At 41.8% G+C, this 15430-nt stretch carries 12 protein-coding genes, 1 pseudogene and 1 riboswitch; of the genes and pseudogenes, 7 read left to right on the top strand and 6 right to left on the bottom strand.

Annotated elements, in window-relative coordinates:
• Nucleotides 1-45: 45 nt before the first annotated feature.
• The 5 genes and pseudogenes from AB5642_RS18205 to AB5642_RS18185 all read right to left on the bottom strand — a co-directional run bounded on the left by AB5642_RS18205 (nt 46) and on the right by AB5642_RS18185 (nt 6446).
• Nucleotides 46-141 carry a prepilin-type N-terminal cleavage/methylation domain-containing protein gene (locus tag AB5642_RS18205; RefSeq protein WP_173719563.1) on the bottom strand — a complete coding sequence of 32 codons (96 nt, stop codon included), beginning with the start codon at nt 139-141 and terminating at the stop codon, nt 46-48.
• A 328-nt stretch (nt 142-469) separates the two neighbouring features.
• The gene (gene cytX, locus AB5642_RS18200; RefSeq protein WP_195392270.1) at nt 470-1645 is read right to left on the bottom strand and encodes a putative hydroxymethylpyrimidine transporter CytX; all 1176 of its coding nucleotides are present in this window, start codon (nt 1643-1645) and stop codon (nt 470-472) included.
• A 145-nt stretch (nt 1646-1790) separates the two neighbouring features.
• Nucleotides 1791-2579, bottom strand: a pseudogene (gene thiD, locus AB5642_RS18195) (bifunctional hydroxymethylpyrimidine kinase/phosphomethylpyrimidine kinase); the annotation flags it as partial.
• A 202-nt stretch (nt 2580-2781) separates the two neighbouring features.
• A riboswitch (TPP riboswitch) is annotated at nt 2782-2887 on the bottom strand.
• A gap of 71 nt (nt 2888-2958) precedes the next feature.
• Nucleotides 2959-4626, bottom strand: coding sequence for an alpha-glucosidase (locus AB5642_RS18190; RefSeq protein ID WP_368371814.1), 1668 nt, complete (start codon nt 4624-4626; stop codon nt 2959-2961).
• 146 nt (nt 4627-4772) lie between these two features.
• Nucleotides 4773-6446 (bottom strand): alpha-glucosidase, encoded by a 1674-nt coding sequence (locus AB5642_RS18185; RefSeq protein WP_173719559.1) that lies wholly within the window; start codon nt 6444-6446, stop codon nt 4773-4775.
• A gap of 363 nt (nt 6447-6809) precedes the next feature.
• On the opposite strand from AB5642_RS18185, the gene AB5642_RS18180 reads away from it, so the two are divergent.
• From AB5642_RS18180 to AB5642_RS18150, 7 genes are all read left to right on the top strand, one after another.
• A complete protein-coding gene (locus AB5642_RS18180; RefSeq protein WP_118584246.1) occupies nt 6810-7823 on the top strand; it encodes a LacI family DNA-binding transcriptional regulator in 1014 nt (337 codons plus the stop codon).
• An 86-nt stretch (nt 7824-7909) separates the two neighbouring features.
• Nucleotides 7910-9166, top strand: a complete 1257-nt coding sequence (locus tag AB5642_RS18175; protein ID WP_173719558.1) for a 6-phospho-beta-glucosidase — start codon at nt 7910-7912, stop codon at nt 9164-9166.
• A gap of 24 nt (nt 9167-9190) precedes the next feature.
• Entirely contained in the window at nt 9191-10192 is a 1002-nt protein-coding gene (locus AB5642_RS18170) for an N-acetylglucosamine kinase (RefSeq protein WP_118584248.1), read from the top strand.
• Complete coding sequence (locus AB5642_RS18165) at nt 10189-11493, top strand: ABC transporter substrate-binding protein (protein WP_118584249.1); 1305 nt, start codon at nt 10189-10191, stop codon at nt 11491-11493. The genes AB5642_RS18170 and AB5642_RS18165 overlap by 4 nt, the downstream gene beginning before the upstream one ends.
• Before the next feature lie 20 nt (nt 11494-11513).
• Entirely contained in the window at nt 11514-12407 is an 894-nt protein-coding gene (locus tag AB5642_RS18160; protein WP_118584250.1) for a carbohydrate ABC transporter permease, read from the top strand.
• Nucleotides 12404-13255, top strand: a complete 852-nt coding sequence (locus AB5642_RS18155) for a carbohydrate ABC transporter permease (RefSeq protein WP_173719557.1) — start codon at nt 12404-12406, stop codon at nt 13253-13255. Before AB5642_RS18160 ends, AB5642_RS18155 begins: the two co-directional genes overlap by 4 nt.
• Before the next feature lie 5 nt (nt 13256-13260).
• Complete coding sequence (locus AB5642_RS18150; protein ID WP_118584252.1) at nt 13261-14139, top strand: glucosamine-6-phosphate deaminase; 879 nt, start codon at nt 13261-13263, stop codon at nt 14137-14139.
• 89 nt (nt 14140-14228) lie between these two features.
• On the opposite strand, the gene AB5642_RS18145 is transcribed toward AB5642_RS18150, so the two are convergent.
• Nucleotides 14229-15206: an AraC family transcriptional regulator gene (locus tag AB5642_RS18145; protein ID WP_173719556.1), complete on the bottom strand. Its 978-nt coding sequence runs from the start codon at nt 15204-15206 to the stop codon at nt 14229-14231.
• Nucleotides 15207-15430 lie beyond the last annotated feature (224 nt).

The raw sequence follows: 15430 nt of genomic DNA, 5'->3' as shown, positions 1-15430 counted from the left end.
GAGGCTGAGCTTCTGGCAGGTTAAAATAGGGAGAAATTTCTTATTTTAACTTGTACTAAATCTTGACATAGGACCAAGTACACCAATGATAGCGACTACGATCAAGAGCTCAGCCAGCGTAAATCCATCGTTCTCGTTCATATTTTTTTTTACCATTTTCGGTACCTCCGGTGTGATGAAGTTGCACAATCAAGATAGTCCATTGTACCATTTAAGCTCTTTAAATTCAACCTGACACAGCGGATTTTATAGTTTGTCTATGCAAAAAACATAAGGAACCTAAATACTGCGGTGACGGTAAAAGGTGGATTGCCCTGGTTTTGGCAATATAAAAAGAACTTCGAAAAAATATTTCGAAGTTCTTTTAGAATGGCTGTGTTTTCTGTGAGTCATCCGGGCAAAATCTCTCATAAGTCGTGATGCATATCTTGCAGAAAGTCTTTTATCCAATACACTCTAAAGTGAAAGTCTATTTTTTACTCTTTAAAACATTTCGCACGATCATACAAATGAGAATGGTAACCACCATATCTGGCAGTGTATTTCCCACAGGAATATCAATTCTCATTAAAATTCGGTACAGCACAAATCCGATCACCCAGATTACCGCATTTGTTATGTCAACCGATTCGCCCAGACTGTCAGCACGTTTCAGCAGGAAGAAGTCTGCAATCTGAATGGCGATCATCGGTGCAAATACAGAACCGATGAGGTACAGGAAATCGGTAATGTTGTCCATTGGATACACAGTTGCAGCAATTGTTCCGATGATGGTTACGGCAATTGCGGCATATTTTCCATTAATTTTGGAAAATACAGATTCAGATGAAATTCCGGCGGAGTAAGCATCCAGGAATGTGGTGGTAACAGTGGAAAATACAATGATCAGAAGGCCTGCAATTCCCAGTCCGGCTTTCACCATAATCTGAGCAATGTCGGATTCACCGGTATAAATCGCTGCACCCATACCGATTACATACATCCAGCAGCTTACAAGACCGTAAACAATAGAGCTTACAGCAGTTGCTTTCACTGGCTCCTTCGCCTCGCGGGTATAATCACTGATCAGCGGCAGCCAGGACAGTGGCATTGCAACAGAAAGCTCAACCGCAGCACCAAAGGACATGGCTTCCTCGCCAATGGCAAGTGCAGTCCCGCCATCAAAGAAGATGAGCTTGCAGAGTACCAGTGTAAGGATAAAAAGTGCTGCCATAGCGATGGTGTTGATTTTTCCAAGGTTTGTGATGCCGATAAAAATCCACAGTACGATCAGTGCACCGATTACCAGACACCATACCCAGCTTCCGGTATGTAACACACCGTTTGCGGCCAGAGCTCCGTCGTAGATCATAATAGCAGTCCAGCCAACCAGCTGAAGTACATTCAGGAAGGAGAAGAAAATCCCGCCCTTTTCCCCAAAGCTCATTTTTACAGTTTCCATTGCACTGCGGCGTGTTTTTCCGCCAATTACTCCGGCGAGGAAAAGCAGGGTACAGCCAATAATATGTCCGATGATAATGGCAAGAAGACCTTTTCCAAAGCCAAGTGAGGCAAAATAGGTTCCAGTGAGGATTTCCGCCAGGGAAACACCAGCGCCAAACCAGATCAGGCCGTTTTCAAAAATGGAAGTACGTTTTTCGGTCATGTTATTTCGCCTCCTTATCTGGTGTCGGTTTTACGGTTGAGAGTTCAGATTCTGCAGTGACAGAGGCTGCTTGTTTTGCTGACACGCCTGATTCCCCATTTGTGAAGACAGAGGCTTCTGCCGTAATCTCGTCATGTGACAGTGTGAATTCATTTTTTATTGCAAATCCGTGATCCATAGGACCACTGCCTTTTCCAAGATCCAGCATAGCAGCAAGTGCTCCGGAAATATATTTCTTTGCCCTCTCCACGGAAGTATCCAGGTCAAATCCCTTTGCCAGATTAGAAGCAATGGCACTGGATAAGGTACATCCTGTTCCGTGAGTGTTTGGATTGTTGATCCGCTTTCCCTGGAACCATTTGTAATCGCCTTTGCGCCACAGAAGGTCATTGGCGTCATTTAGCTGATGACCACCCTTGCAAAGCACTGCACAGCTGTATTTCTCTCCGATGGCAGCAGCGGCTTTGATCATATCCTCGGCAGTTTCTATTTTCATTCCGGACAGAACCTCTGCCTCCGGAATATTCGGTGTCAGGACTGTGGCCATTGGAAGAAGCTGACTTTTAAGGGCTTCAATGGCTTCATCATTGATCAGCTTGGCTCCGCTTGTGGCGACCATAACCGGGTCTACTACAATGTTCTTTGCTTCATACTGGCGAAGCTTTGTCGCAATGGTTTCAATCAAAGCGCTGGAAGATACCATTCCAATCTTCACTGCATCCGGATAAATATCTGTAAAAATATTATCCAGCTGGTCTGCCAGAAATTCTGGCGTTGCTTCCATAATACCTGTTACACCGGTAGTATTCTGTGCGGTAAGTGCGGTAATCGCACTCATGGCATATACTCCATTGCTGATCATTGTCTTGATATCAGCCTGGATACCGGCGCCTCCGCTGGAGTCACTTCCAGCGATTGTTAATGCTGTTCTCATAATTTTCTTCCTTTCTCTTGGCCTTGTTTGAAGCAGTTTCCACGAGTTATGAGTTATAACGTGAAAAAATCTTTTTACAAACCGGCACTGTTGTTATGTATGCATTAATTTTATATAGCGTCCGAAAGTGGTGCCCCCAGCCGAACGCTGCATTGCTGCCATATGAAAAAAGAGACACCCCAATGAGGTGTCTCCGAAAAAAATCAAACCCATGATGACTTCCTACGGCGGCATTATCCGCATCAGGTAATAGGGTCGAAATTCACAATTTCCTCTCAGCCTGTGTACAAGCTCCCCTGTTCTTTTGTTATTATAGTAATAATGGGAAAAATTGTCAATAAGGTGTTGGAATACAATAAATACCAAGCGTGAAAATCGTTTACGCTAACTCCACAACCAGCACCTGATATCCATGCAGCTTAACTGAATTTCCATCCAGAACCATATCCGGGTAGTTATTGATCAGCACCTTTTTGCATTCTGATGGAAGTGTAATTTCCTGCTCATCCCACTGATAATTGCCAACCACAAGCAAAGTTTTATCTCCTTTACGGTAGTATGCCATTAAATTATGCCGATCTTCCATAAAGGGCTCCAGAGCACCATACACAACGGTTTCTTTATATTCCGGATCCTTGCGAAGAGCGATCAGTTTCTTATAGAAATTAAGTACGGAATTTGGATCAATCGTCTCTTTTTCCACATTAATTGCGGTATAATTGGAATTTACCCGAAGCCACGGTGTACCAGCTGTAAATCCGGCATTTTCCTCACCAGTCCACTGCATGGGGGTACGGGCATTGTCACGGCTGCGGCGGGCAACAGCTTTCAAAGCTGCTTCCGGGGTAAGTCCGGCGTCAAGTGCAACTTTATATTCATCCAGAGTTGAAATATCATCTACCTCGTCAATAGATTTGAACGGGATATTTTCCATGCCAAGCTCCTGTCCCTGATAAATAAAGGGAAGTCCACGAAGCATGAAATTCAATGCTGCCAGCATTTTTTTGCTTGTGTCACAGCAATCACCTTCTGGAATATAGTGACTGACACCGCGAGGCTCGTCATGATTCTCGATAATATTGGAAACGAATCCGAAATCCCCCATTTTGGCCTGTGTCTCAAAACAGCAGCGCTTGTAGTCGTCAGGTGTGATTTCTTTGCAATCGTACCAGCCTTTTTCAGAACCTCCGAAAATGGTTTCGTTAAAGTCGAACATAGAAGAAAAATAACCATTGTTTCCAATAAAATCCGGGAGCTCTTCGTCTTTTGCGTTGAAAACCTCACCTACGGAAAAAGCATCGTGAGGCTTGAAGGTGCGGTCACGCATTTCTCCAAGAAATTCTCCGATTCCGGTAGCTTCCTCCAGCATTTTATTAATGCTGCAGAGTCCGTCCTCACGATCAGGCTCATAATCATGCATAGGAAGAGCTTTTTTGATATTAATGATAGCATCAATGCGGAAACCGCCAAGACCCTTGTCCAGCCACCAGTTAATATTTTTATATACTTCCTCACGGAGCTCTGGATTTTCCCAGTTCAGGTCGGGCTGCTTTTTATGAAAAACATGAAGGTACTGTTTGTTGGTGCCAGGCAGATCCTCCCATACCGAACCTCCGAAATAGGAGCGCCAGTTAGTAGGAAGCTTACCATCTTCTTTGTCTCTTAAATAGAAGAAACGGCCGTATTTTCCATCCGGATCTTTACAGGCTTTTTTAAACCATTCGTGCTCATCAGAGCAGTGGTTTACAACCAGATCCATGACAATATACATGTCCCGCTTCTTTGCTTCTGCGATAAGGCGGTCCATATCCTCCATAGTTCCGAATCGCGGGTCAATGTCGTAATAATCGGAAATATCGTATCCCTGGTCGGCAAGAGGGGAGCGATAGCAGGGGGAAAGCCAGACAATGTCAACCCCCAGCTCCTTTAAATAATCCAGTTTCTCAATAATTCCCGGCAGATCGCCGATTCCATCACCGTTTGTGTCATAAAAGCTTTTCGGATAAATCTGATAGGCTACTTTATCCTGCCACCATTTTTTTTCCATAATAAATGATTCCTCCTTGTATAATAAGCTGCGGAGCATATTTGACAATGCACAGCAGTTATGAAATATTTGAAAAGAGTAACTGTTCAGTATGTTCACAAAAACACCTTGCGGAATGAAGCCTTCTGAACAGTTACTGAAAAGAATTAAAGCTCTATATGTAATACATATGCCTCATAGGGACGAAGCTTATTACCAATGGTATTGTCTGGATAATTGGAAATCAGACAGCTTCCGTCTTTATACATTTCCGGAATGGGGTAGTCTAGTTCCTTGCTGGTAAAGTTGCATACAATCAGCAGCTTCTCATTATCCAGAGCTCTGGTGTAGGCGTATACATCAGGATTTGTACCGTCCAGAAGCTCATATTTTCCGTAAACAATGATCTCGTGCTGTTTACGGAGCTGAATCAGTTTCTGGTAATAATGGAAAACAGAATCCGGTCTCTGGAGCTGCTCTCTGGCATTGATCTCCGTATAATTTGGATTTACTTTTATCCATGGTGTACCGGTGGAGAAGCCTGCATTGGTGCTGTCATCCCACTGCATTGGAGTTCGGGAATTGTCACGGCTTTTTTTGCGAAGAGAAGTAAGCATCTCCTCGGAAGTCATCAGCTTCTTTACTTCCACCATTTCGTGGTAGCCGTTAATGCTGTCCAGATCACGGAATTCAGAAAGATCCTGAAAGGGCATATTTGTCATAGCCAGTTCTTCGCCCTGGTAAACATAAGGGGTACCTTGCATCATGTGAAGGCAGGTGGCAAGCATTTTTGCGGAAATTTCACGGTATTCTCTGTCATTTCCCCAGCGGGAAACCATTCGAGGCTGATCATGGTTACACCAAAACAGACTGTTCCACGCTTTGCCTTCAAGTCCAACCTGCCATTTGGTCATGATTTCTTTTAATTTTACAAGGTTCAGAGGCTTCAGTCCCCATTTATTGTTCGTGTCAGCATCAAGAGTTACGTGCTCGAACTGGAATGCCATGTTCAGTTCCTTTTCATCACTGCTTGCGTATTTCTTAGCCTCCTCCAAAGTGCCACCAGTGCATTCACCAACTGTGAGAAGATCGTATTTGGACAATACCTTACGCCGCATTTCCTGGAGAAATTCGTGAACCCTTGGACCATTGGCACATACATTAAAACTACTGTAGCCAGTAAGCTCCGGTTCTCCATCCTTGAATTCCTGGTCTTTGGAAATCAGACTGATCACATCCATGCGGAAGCCGTCTACGCCTTTGTCTAGCCACCATTTCATCATGTCATAAACTGCATTTCTTACGTTTTCATTTTCCCAGTTCAGATCTGGTTGTTTCTTTGAGAAAAAGTGAAGATAATACTGGCCGGTCTGTTCATCAAACTGCCATGCAGAACCTCCGAAGCAGGAACCCCAGTTATTGGGCGCTTTTCCATCAGCAGGATCCCGCCAGATATAGTAGTCGCGGTAAGGATTGGTTCTGTCTTTACGGCTTTCCACAAACCAGGCATGCTCATCAGAAGTATGATTAACGACCAGATCCATTACCAGTCTGATTCCAGCTTCATGACAAAGCATCAGCAGCTGCTGAAAATCATCCATGGTTCCAAATTCATCCATGATTCTGCGATAGTCGCTGATGTCATAGCCATTATCGTCGTTTGGGGACTGATAAATGGGAGATAACCAGACTACATTTACGCCCAACTCTTTCAAATAGGGAATTTTTTCAATAATTCCTTTTAAATCTCCAATTCCGTCCCCGTTGCTGTCCATGAAACTTCGTGGATAAATCTGATAAACCACAGCTTCCTTCCACCATTTTTTTTCCGTGCTATTCATTTATGTCTCCTTATATATAATGATTATCTTTGAACTAAGTACATTATACATACATGAAAAGAAAAATACTTCCCTTAATTTGATTAAAAATTACGAAATTCTGACCAGAACGTGTCCCTTAAATTCAAACGAGTTTAAAATTATAGAAATATATATAAAATCCAACAAACATATAATGTGTTACGATACACAAGAAAATATAGTATATAATGCACAATAAATATATTGCAAAATATAATAACATAAACAAATAAACAAAAAATATCAAATAATCAGTTGACATCTTGCAAATACTGGAATATACTATGTTTAACGTTAAACAAAACAAATATTACATATATTACATTCGAGAGGTCAGAATATATGGTATCTATAACCGATGTAGCAAAAAAAGCCGGGTGCTCAGCTACACTTGTATCCAGAGTCGTAAATAATCAATATGGAGTCAGCGAGAAATCCCGCCAGAAGATACAGGCAGCGATTGATGAACTTGGGTACACACCCAATGGACTTGCCAGATCGCTGGTCTTGAAGACAACTAACACCATTGGTGTTGTAGTAGATACTTTATGTGATGCGTATTTTTTTGATTTAATCCAGGCTATTGAAGAAGAAGTGGGAAAGCTTGGCTATGATGTTCTGTTTTGTAGTGCTGGGAACAGTACTGAGAAGAAGAGCAGTTATATAAACTTTTTCATGCAGGAAAGGGTTGATGGAATCCTAATTTACGGAAGTGCCTTAGATGATAAGAAATTGATCACTAAGCTTGCCAGATCACATTTTCCATTTGCACTGATTGAGAATGATATGGGTTCCCTGAATGTAAATAATATTTTGCTAAATAATCAATATGGTTCCGAAGTGGCTGTGGACTATCTTTTCCAATGCGGATGCAGGAATATCGCCCATGTTGCCGGTGATGAGAACCGACAGGCTGCGCGAAGAAGGCAGAAAGGTTATCTGAGTGCCATGAAAAAACACGGTGCTTCCAATATTATGATACTTCAGTCTGGATGGTCCGAAGAAGAGGGTTACAATACTCTTAAGGAATTTCTTTCTACCTGTCGAAAGGCAGATCTTCCAGATGCATTTTTTTTCAGTTCCGACCAGACGGCCTACGGGGGTATGAGAGCTCTTTTAGAAGCTGGAATTCGGATTCCGGATGATGTGATGCTGATTGGATTTGACGATGATCAGCCGCGAAACCACAATTTTTCTTATGTTCCCCTGACAACTGTCAGACAGCCTCTTAGCGATATGGGAAAAGCAGCTGTAGATATTCTGATTTCAGATATTAAAGAGAAGAAAGAAATAAAAGAAAAGAAAATGTTTTATCCCAATCTGGTTATTCGTCAGACAACCAGAAAAGAAAATTAATAACCAGAACGAAAATAAATTGTCAGGTTACACTGATAATTTATTTTTAGATAAAATGTGTAACGTTAAACAAAAAGGAGGACACTATGAAATTTACAATTGTAGGAGCTGGAAGTTCATACACACCAGAACTGCTAGATGAGATGATTGTTCGCAGAGAAAGTTTACCGATTGATGAGCTGGTATTATATGATATCGATTCACACCGACTTGAGGTGATGGAAGGATTTTGCAAGCGCTACTCTGCAAAGAGAGACTTTCCAATCAAGATAAGAAGTACTACAGATATTGATGATGCCTTATATGGAGCAGCTTTTGTAGATACTCAGATCCGTGTAGGAGGTAACAAACAGCGTGTTAAGGATGAAAAAATCCCTCTCAAATATGGTCTGATCGGACAGGAAACAACAGGTGCTGGTGGAATGATGAAAGCGTTCAGAACCATTCCGGTCATGCTTGATGTTGCAAGACATATGGAGAAATCATCTCCAGATGGATGGCTGATCAATTATACCAATCCGGCAGGGCTTGTGACAGAAGCTGTAAAACGTTACACAAACGCAAACATCGCAGGATTTTGTTCTGGCGGTATTTTCCCGAAAATGTGGGCAAAAAGAAGCATGGGAATCGACTACAACCGTGTACAGTACGATTATGTAGGACTGAATCACCTGAACTTTATCAGTCACATCACTATTGACGGAAGACCGGTCACAGAAAAAGAATTTGAGACTCTGGCAGAGACAAATGATGATGTGGGAGCAGATATCCAGAAGCTTCTTGGCTGTCTGACCAGCCCGTATTTACAGTATTACTATAAGACAGGTCAGAGAGTTGAAGAACTGAAAGCAAAGAGCCAGACAAGAGGCGAATACGTACAGGATCTTGAGAAAATTGTATTTGCAGGCTATGCAGATGAGAACAATGCAGATATTCCGAAGGAACTCTATAAGAGAGGCGGCGGTGGTTATTCAGAAGTTGCCATGAACTTTGTAAATGCTGTTTACAACAATGTAGATACTGAGATGGTTGTAAATGTTCAGAATAAGGGTGCTGTACCATTCCTTCCGGATGATGGAGTTGTTGAGATAAATTGCCTGGTAAACAAACGCGGTATGGCTCCAATTCATAAATCTTATATTCCTGCACCGTGTTGGGGATTGATCAGCGAGGTTAAGAATTATGAGATGCTTGCAGTGGAAGCTGCTGTTGAAGGTAATGTAACAAAGATGAAACAGGCACTGCTGGCACATCCGTTAGTAAGAGAATACTCTGTTGTTGAGAAGCTTGTTCCGGACCTGTTAAAGGGTAGCAAGGAATTTTTACCTCAGTTTTTTAAATAAACAGAACATAAAGCGAGGATTTGTATGAAATACTTTATGGGAATAGACCAAGGGGGCAGTAAAACTGCTGCAATAGTAGGAGATGAATACGGACATATCCTTGGAATGGGAAAAAGCTTTGGCGCTGTTCATTCTGTTAACGGAATGGAAATGGCGATGGAAGCAGCAAAGGAAGCGTTTGATGAAGCTCTGGATCAGGCTGGACTTGCATATGAGGATATCAGCGGATTATATGGCGGAATGAGCGGAATCGACTGGGCCTATGAAAAAGAACTTGTCCAGAATGCTATGTATGACCATTTTAAGATTTCACACATCTCTATCGTGAATGATTGTCTTATTGCAATGAGAGCAGCAACAGCCAGCGACAAATGTGGAATTATCTGTGCCGGATCCGGTGTGAACTGTGCAGTCAGAAATGGTAGCAGGGAAATCATTTTTGGATATTATATTCCGGATTCTGTTCAAGGCGGAGCATCTATTGGAGCGGCTGCTGTACAAAAGGTGTTTGATGCGCAGGCGGGGGTGGGGACACCAACTGTACTAAAGGATTATTTATGTGAGTTGTTTCATGCAGACTCTGTAGATGAACTTCTGCAAATGCGAGTGGATCACAGAATTGGTTCATCGGATTATCTGGGACTCCCCAAAGTGGTTGAGAAGGTTGCTATGGAGGGAGATCAGGTTGCTACGGAGGTTTACGCAGACTTTGCCCGGGGAATTGTTCCATATATTCTTTCTGGAATGAGACAGTTGGATATCCTGGATGAGAAGGTAGATATTGTTTTATCTGGAAGTATTTTCAAATGTAAGGTACCGGCCCTTCGGGAAACTGTTGAATCTGAATTGAAAAAGGAAGCAGTAAATATAAATATCATAGACTCCGTATATGAGCCTATTGTGGGAGCCTATCTTATGGGTCTGGACGATCATTACGAAGAAGTACCGTCCGAAGTATATGCAGAAATAGAAAAAGAAAAAAATAAATATAATATTTTACGTAATGTAAAGGAGGACAACACATGAGAGGTAAGAAAATGTTAAGCGTACTGTTGGTGGGAGCTATGGCAGCATCCATGGCAGTAAGTGTAAGCGCGGCAGATGATGTCCAGCTTACAGATGAAGAGATTACCTTAAAATTCTGGGACATCTGGCCGGAGGGACAACCAATGGCCCCGCTTGTACAGGATTATATTGCTCAGTACGAAGAGGAACATCCAAACATTCATATCGAAGAGATTGCAACACAGGAGGTTGATTATCAGACAACTAAACTTAGAGTAGCAGCAGCTGACAGCTCACAGGGAGATGTATTCTTCTGCTGGGGTGGAGGATATGCAAAAACTTATGTAGATGCAGGCGTTGTACTTCCGTTAGATGAGTATTACGAGAAATATGGAGTAAATGATGAGTTGCTTCAAGGGGCAACAACCTATTGTACATATAATGATCAGACTTATGGTTTACCGCTGAAACAGTGGGCTGGTGTTCTTTTCTGCAACAAGAGGATTTTCGACGAAAATAACCTGGAAATCCCGACTACTTATGATGAGATGATCGAATGCATCAAAGTATTCAGAGAAAACGGTGTTACCCCAATGGTTCTCGGCGCGAAAGACGGTTGGCACATTGGAATGATCCAAAATATGCTGGCAGTTCGTACCGCTGGCGCTGATTATATGAATTCTGCACTTGCTGGTGACGCTACACTGGATACTCCTGAAATCGTAGAGTCTGCAAGACTTCTTGCGGAAATGAACGAAGCTGGTGCATTCCCGGAGGGTACACTTGGAATTTCTTCTGATGAAGCAGAGGAACTGTTCTACAGTGGCATGGTTCCAATGTTTTTCGCCGGAAGCTGGGCAGCACAGAGTGTTGACAGTCCAGACAATGCATGCTCACAGGACGAGATTGTAGTTACAACTTTCCCATCAGTTGAAAATGGAAAAGGTGATACAACTCAGTATTCTGGTGGTGTTATTGATTTCTTTATGATAAACAACGCAACTGAGCATCCGGATGAAGCATTTGATTTCGCATATGGAATGACAAAATACATGTCAAAAGAAGCGTATATCCTTGGCGATTCCCTTCCTTGTTGGACAGATCTTGATACAGGTGATGCTGATATCAGTCCATCTCTTGCCAAAGTTCAAGAACTGATTCAGGATTCTACCGGATATGTACTTGCGTGGGACACATTCCTCACAGGCTCTGCAATTGATGCATCCTATAACTTACTTCAGGGGGTTATTGAAGGGAGTATAACACCTGAAGATTTTGCTTCCCAGATTGAGCAGGCGAAAGAGGAAGCATTAGCAGAATAACAGAAAGGTAAAGGTTTAATATGGAAAAAGCATTGCGCAGTAAAAAAGCCATATGTTTCTTCATCTTGCCAGGTTTGATTCTTTTTCTCCTGATTGTAGCCATTCCGATCATTCAGTCGGCTGATTACAGTTTGCTGAAATGGAACGGAATCTCTGAAGGAACATTTGTAGGATTGGATAATTACATAGAAATGTTCAAGGATCCGGTTTTCCTTCTTTCTTTAAAAAATTCGTTATTATTAGCGGCTGCTTCCGTTTTAATTCAGATGCCAATTTCTATGTTGCTGGCTCTGGTATTGGTGAATGGAGTAAAGGGAGAAAACTTTTTCCGCAATGCTTTTTTCATACCGGTTATTATATCCAGTACAGTAATTGCAAACTTGTGGATGAAAATTTATCATCCATCCTATGGATTATTGAATGTGTTTTTTGAATGGCTTGGCCATCCAGAATGGAAACAGAATTGGCTGGGGTCTTCCGCAACAGTTCTGGTAGCTTGTTTTATTCCAATGATTTGGAAAGATATTGGTTACAATATGTTGCTGTTTTATTCCGCGGCAAAATCCATTTCATCAGACATTATTGAGGCTGCAAAGATTGATGGAGCTTCTAAACTTCAGATTTCTACGAAAATTATTATGCCGATTATTATTCCGATGATTGAGGCAGTAACAATTTTTTGTATCGTTGGTTCCTTGAAGTCTTTTGATATGATTTTTATTTTAACTGGCGGAGGACCAATGCATGCGTCCAGTGTACTGTCTTTGATGATGTATAATGAGATTTTTTCCAGCAACCATTACGGATACGCAAGTGCGGTTGCAATCGCAATTATTATCATATGTCTTTTGTTTACATTTGGAGTACAGTTTATATTCAAAAAAATCATGGGGAAATATAGGAGCGATTCATGAAAATAGAGGAAGAGGGCAAACAAAGAAAAAAATTGACACCTGTAAAGGTAGTTATGTATAGCGGCCTGATTTTCTGGACGATAATCCAGTTATTCCCCCTGTATTGGCTGTTCACGTTCTCATTGAAGAGCAATGCTGAGATTTTTGGAGGGAATATCATCGGACTTCCGAAGGAATGGCATTGGGAGCATTATGCTACAGTATTCGGACAGGCACATATTTATAAGTATCTGATAAACAGTTTATTGGTTGCAGCTGTAACCATTGTAGCCACTGCAATATTAGCGTCTATGGCAAGCTATGCTCTGGTCAGACTGAAATGGAAACTTAGCTCAGTGGTTTACATTCTGTTCCTTCTGGGAATGATGTTGTCACTTCAGGCAGTACTTCTGCCACTGTACCGGAACTTAAAGACAATAAGAGACACCTTGTGGTCTCTGATCGTTCCGTATGTGGCATTTAACCTGCCAATGGCAATCCTGCTGATCAGCGGAAGCCTGAAAACCATTCCTAAAGAAATGGAAGAGGCTGCGTTTATTGATGGAGCAAGTCTGTATAAGATTTTTTTTAAGATCATCCTCCCGTTACTTAAGCCGATCATCTCGACTGTGGCAATCCTGAACTTTTTGGATTCCTGGAATGAGTTGATGCTGGCACAGACATTCATCAACAGTGACCAGTGGATGACCATCACAGTAGGTGTAAACAATATGGTTGGCAGGTATTCTACCAAATGGGGGCTTATTGGAGCTGGTCTGACAATTGCAACAATTCCTACACTTTTGCTGTATGCATTCCTGAGCAACAATATTCAGGAGAGTCTGGCAGCAGGTGCTGTAAAGGGGTAAGACCTATGGAAAAGATGTATTGCAAATGTCCGCACATTCTTTGCAGTGTGCATGGAAATTGCAGAAAATGTATTGAAAAAAATATTGAAGAAAAGAGTGTGTGTTATTGTATGGAGCATAATGCAGAACTGCTAGGAGCAAAATTGCCTGGAAAATTTCCAGTCACAGAGATTTATGACAGTGAAAAAGATATGTCTCGGCGTTGTGCGGAGCTGGTGAAGGAGACTCTGGAAAAGAAACCAGATGCACTTCTTTGTTTTCCCGCTGGAATGACAGTTGTGAAAACCTGTGAAATCTTGAAGGAGATGCAGGATAAAGGAGAGATTGATTTTTCAAAAGCGAAATTCGTTTCCCTGGATGAGTGGCTGGACCTGGAAGATGAGTCTGAAAACTGTACTCATTTTTTGCACAAACATTTGTACGGACCTCTTGGAATCAAGGAAGAGCAGATGACATTGTTTGATGTTCATGCGACAGATCTGGAAGCAGAATGTAAAAGAATTGATCAGTTTATCTTTGACAACGGACATATTGATCTGATGCTTCTTGGTATGGGAATGAACGGCCATCTTGGCTTAAATGAGCCAGGAGATAACTTTGAAGATTATGCAAAAGTTGTTCAGCTTTCTGAAACGACTATGCAGGTAGGACAGAAATACTTTTCTGACGGCATGAAATTGACAAGAGGAATCACACTTGGCATTCATCATATCTTTGAGACGAAGAAAGTTATACTTCAGATTTGTGGAAAACATAAAGCTGAGGCTGTAAATAAACTGTATCAGACAAGGCCTACTATGGATTTTCCAGCCTCTGCATTAAAGTTGATGGAGGATGCAAGAATCATTCTGGATTATGATGCAGCTGCTGGTATTCTAAAATAAAAATTTTAAAAGACCTGTTCACCAGAAGGTTTTTAGGAACATTCTGGTAGACAGGTCTTTGTTTTGAAAAAGAATAAAGCCTGTATGCTTTATAAGGAAGGATTCTCAATCCCCTGGCTGTGTTTCCGATATTGCAGAGGTGTGGTTCCTGTATATTTGCGAAATTCTCTGAGAAAATTCCCCATATTGTTATAACCACAGTCCAGACATATCTCGGTCACTGGAAGACTGCTGTCTTTTAATAAACGTACTGCCTGGCGGATGCGATATTCATTCAGGTATTCTATGGGAGACATGCCGATTGCTTTTTTAAAAAAACGGCAAAAGTATTGCTCATTGAGTCCGATCAGGGATGCCAGATCGCGGATATAAATTTTTTCCTGGTAATGGTCGCGGATGTAAGTGATTGTGGTTTTTATGGTCTCGACCCTGCGGTCATCAGATTTTTCAGTCTGGGAAAAAAGCTGACGATTGGAAAAATCTGCGAAAATATTTAACAGGGAAGCCTTGATCAGAAGCTGATCTGCCAGGCCGACAATGGCATTTCCAGAAGCGCGGAATAAATTTATATGTAAGGAATCATGAAGCTCTTCCAATTGTTCAGAAAAGCTGCAGCGGTAAAATGCGTTAGTGATGTTCTGGAACTGCTCCTTTATAATAGGAAAAACAGGATGGTTTGCAGAAATACATCTTGGGAAAATCAGACGCCCATTTTGCAATGGCTGGATAAGCTGAGTCTGAACCGTATCGTAAAAAGGAGAGCAGAGCAGCTCCGGCTGGAAAACGACAGCGTATTCCATGGAGACTTCTTTTGAGCGTGCACGTATGCTGTGCAGTTCGCCGGGATTAATAAAGTAAAAACATTCTGAAGATACATCAAATGTTTCCATATTAATATCTAAGGTGAAGGTTCCACCGGGAAAGTAAATAATCTCGACCTCCTCGTGCCAATGGTGCTTGACCAGGATTCCGTGTCCGCTTAGTTTTAAACGGTAAAAAGCACAGGGAAAAGCCTGGGAGCCATGAGGATTTGTTTCTTTTAATGCTGGTGATTGCTGCTGATACATAGAAACCTCCAAACTGGGGAAAGGGTATAAAATAATGAATTTGTTATATGTATTGACGCTATCATGTCTGAGGGCGAAAGTCAATGATTGAAGAAAAAGGATCTTGCAAATAATGTTATAAAAAAATATAAATTTTTTTGTAAAAAGTGCTGTCAAGCGTTTTTGAAAATGTCCTAAAATAATTGAAGTATTAGCCCCGGCTTTTTGCTGGGGCTTGTTATATT

The organism is Ruminococcus sp. 1001136sp1_2201st1_G3_2201SCRN_220225, from assembly GCF_040924365.1.
Taxonomy (GTDB): domain Bacteria; phylum Bacillota; class Clostridia; order Lachnospirales; family Lachnospiraceae; genus Blautia_A; species Blautia_A faecis.
Note: the sequence above shows the minus strand (reverse complement) of the source record. Positions and strands in the feature narration are given on the sequence as shown.

Bases quoted from the DNA above. Each gene is read 5' to 3' on its own strand.
- cytX (WP_195392270.1), bottom strand. From the start codon at position 1,645: ATGACCGAAAAACGTACTTCCATTTTTGAAAACGGCCTGATCTGGTTT.
- AB5642_RS18180 (WP_118584246.1), top strand. From the start codon at position 6,810: ATGGTATCTATAACCGATGTAGCAAAAAAAGCCGGGTGCTCAGCTACA.
- AB5642_RS18165 (WP_118584249.1), top strand. From the start codon at position 10,189: ATGAGAGGTAAGAAAATGTTAAGCGTACTGTTGGTGGGAGCTATGGCA.
- AB5642_RS18150 (WP_118584252.1), top strand. From the start codon at position 13,261: ATGGAAAAGATGTATTGCAAATGTCCGCACATTCTTTGCAGTGTGCAT.
- AB5642_RS18155 (WP_173719557.1), top strand. From the start codon at position 12,404: ATGAAAATAGAGGAAGAGGGCAAACAAAGAAAAAAATTGACACCTGTA.
- AB5642_RS18185 (WP_173719559.1), bottom strand. From the start codon at position 6,446: ATGAATAGCACGGAAAAAAAATGGTGGAAGGAAGCTGTGGTTTATCAG.
- AB5642_RS18160 (WP_118584250.1), top strand. From the start codon at position 11,514: ATGGAAAAAGCATTGCGCAGTAAAAAAGCCATATGTTTCTTCATCTTG.
- AB5642_RS18145 (WP_173719556.1), bottom strand. From the start codon at position 15,206: ATGTATCAGCAGCAATCACCAGCATTAAAAGAAACAAATCCTCATGGC.
- AB5642_RS18190 (WP_368371814.1), bottom strand. From the start codon at position 4,626: ATGGAAAAAAAATGGTGGCAGGATAAAGTAGCCTATCAGATTTATCCG.
- AB5642_RS18205 (WP_173719563.1), bottom strand. From the start codon at position 141: ATGAACGAGAACGATGGATTTACGCTGGCTGAGCTCTTGATCGTAGTC.
- AB5642_RS18175 (WP_173719558.1), top strand. From the start codon at position 7,910: ATGAAATTTACAATTGTAGGAGCTGGAAGTTCATACACACCAGAACTG.
- AB5642_RS18170 (WP_118584248.1), top strand. From the start codon at position 9,191: ATGAAATACTTTATGGGAATAGACCAAGGGGGCAGTAAAACTGCTGCA.